The following is a 2,329-nucleotide window of genomic DNA, read 5'->3' as shown; positions in this document are numbered from 1 at the left end:
AAGGAGAACGATCACGCCTTGACCACTGAATGACCGGAAATCCATAGTCAGAGGTGGCTCACTTCTCGATGGAAATGCCGGCTCAGTTCTGGGTGGAAATCAACAACCAGTATTCAAATCTCTCATCTTAATCATTTCGTAGCTCCTATCATCAAGATACCTGTTCGCTGATGTTGATCGTGCAACATAGAGCATATCAATTTTCAAGTTGTCTTGGCGACCCTGACTGTGAGGAAGTTGCCGCCCGCGTCATATTCAGACGAAAGAGGCGTATTAGCCGGGCGGCACCTGTTTTGTTTTCATGCTCCTGAGTGCCATGCCGCCCGGCTGGAAGATCCGCAACATCCAAGCATCTGCGCCCAACCTGTGCTGGATCAAACACCTATTCTCACCTCTTTGTCCTGTCGTGACCCGCAGTCCTTGACGATCAGGGTGACTTCGATCCCGTGGGTGGCCGCCAAAGCACCCAAATGCATTGGTTAATGACCATTAAATGTTTGTTAGGCTGACATCCTAGCTGCGATCTTGCTTGTCAGCCGTTCTTCTACTAGTTTGTAACTAGTTGGGAGATGTGCTATGCGTGAGATCGGAGCTTTTGAGGCAAAGACGCATCTGTCCGAGCTGCTGGTAGCAGCTGAGCAGGGGGAAAGCGTGACGATCACGCGCCGTGGGACACCCGTGGCCAAGCTGGTGCCGGTCGCTGGTCCTGGCCGGGCAGAAGCCTTGCGTCGTCTTTCCGGGCTCCGGACACGATTGACCCAGCAGGGCGTGTCTTTGTCGGCCGAGGACATCCTTTCCGCGCGTGACGAGGGCCGGCGTTGATGCTTGTCCTGGATGCGTCTGCGCTTGTTGGTTGGGTCATGCCCGATGAGCAGGGGATCGACTTGCAGGACCTGGCTTCCAAGCACGATGATATCCTTGCTCCATGGCTGCTCTGGGCAGAGCTGCGCAACATCCTCGTGGTCAACGAGCGCCGCGGCCGTCTTCCGGCAGGCTCGGCCGAGCAGATCACAGATGCCGTTGATGGGTTGGGGATCGTGCTGGACACCAATCCTGCCAATGCCGTGGTTCTGGATCTGGCTCGAAGGCATCGACTGACCGTTTACGATGCTCTCTATCTGGAGCTGGCCTTACGGCATGGCGCCACATTGGCGAGCCTGGACGCGGCGCTGCTGGCGGCAGCGAAGGCAGAAGCAGTTCAGATCGTGAGCTAGTGTGCTGCAGAAAGAGGGGGAGTAAGCCGACGTGCGACCGCTTGGCGCGGCAATTTTCTGCAATAATTCGTCTTATGGAACAATGGCTTGTTGGATGATGGATGTCGCCCGTCACTCGGCAGCCTATTAGCCTATACAAAAAGGCAAATTGGCCAATAGACAACCTCCGGTTATGGAGAGGATGTTCGTTACAGTTGTAGGTATTTCCATGTTTGCCTCTGAAACCACCTTCGCGTTTCGTCCCGCTGTGTCTGTCGATGACTGGAAGGTCATCATGTCGGCAATCAGCGCTTATTCCCACAATGCAGAGTACCGTGAGCTTCTGGGGCGTCTGGAGCATCAGGCGAAGATCATCGGCATCACGTTGTCCGCACCTCGACTGTCCTGACATCGACGGTTGAGCAGGCACTGAGGTCAGTCTGACTTCGGAAGGTCATTGCGGCTCAGGTCACGATGTTAAAGCCCTCGTTTGTAAAGAGTAGTTTGTCATGTTTGCTCAGCAGCAGCTTCTGGCTGATGGCCCGGCCTATGTCTCCACCGTTGCCCCGCGTCACGGTCTTTACCGCAACTCGCTCAAGCGGCCGCTTGATCTCCTCCTGGTGCTGATGGCCTTGCCGGTTGTCCTGCCGCTGGTGCTGGTGCTGGCCCTGGTCGTGCTGATCGATGGCGGTAATCCCTTCTACGCGCAGGACCGGGTCGGTCGTGGCAGGCGCCGCTACCGGATGTGGAAGCTGCGCAGCATGGTGGTGGATGCCGACACACGGCTGCAGGGGCATCTGGACACCCATCCCGAGGCGCGCGCCGAGTGGGAAGAGACCCAGAAGCTGCGCCACGATCCGCGTGTCACGCGGTTCGGTCGTCTGCTGCGCAAGAGCTCTCTGGATGAGCTTCCCCAGTTGTGGAATGTCCTCGCCGGTCACATGAGCCTGGTCGGTCTCCGGCCGATGCTGCCTGAACAGCAGGCCCTCTATCCCGGCTCCAGCTACTATGGGCTACGGCCGGGCCTGACCGGCCTGTGGCAGGTCTCGGAACGCAACCAGTCCACATTCGCCTCTCGCGCCATGTATGACGACAGCTACGATCGTTCGATCAGCTTGCGCACGGATGCCCTGGTG

General features: G+C 57.5%; 4 protein-coding genes. All 4 read left to right on the top strand.

Going from position 1 to position 2,329, the window contains the following annotated elements; translation table 11 throughout:
- Window positions 1–576: 576 nt before the first annotated feature.
- Window positions 577–822: a type II toxin-antitoxin system Phd/YefM family antitoxin gene (locus IEX25_RS19565; protein WP_188717387.1), complete on the top strand. Its 246-nt coding sequence runs from the start codon at window positions 577–579 to the stop codon at window positions 820–822.
- Entirely contained in the window at window positions 822–1,214 is a 393-nt protein-coding gene (locus IEX25_RS19560) for a type II toxin-antitoxin system VapC family toxin (RefSeq protein WP_229665516.1), read from the top strand. The genes IEX25_RS19565 and IEX25_RS19560 overlap by 1 nt, the downstream gene beginning before the upstream one ends.
- A gap of 208 nt (window positions 1,215–1,422) precedes the next feature.
- A complete protein-coding gene (locus IEX25_RS19555) occupies window positions 1,423–1,602 on the top strand; it encodes a hypothetical protein (protein ID WP_188717383.1) in 180 nt (59 codons plus the stop codon).
- Window positions 1,603–1,702: 100 nt separating this feature from the next.
- On the top strand, window positions 1,703–2,329 hold a 627-nt coding region (locus IEX25_RS19550), incomplete at its 3' end, for a sugar transferase (RefSeq protein WP_188717381.1).

Source organism: Paracoccus acridae (assembly GCF_014642735.1).
Taxonomy (GTDB): Bacteria; Pseudomonadota; Alphaproteobacteria; order Rhodobacterales; family Rhodobacteraceae; genus Paracoccus; species Paracoccus acridae.
The sequence above is the reverse complement of the archived record's forward strand: the minus strand, read 5'-3'. Positions and strand labels throughout refer to the sequence as shown.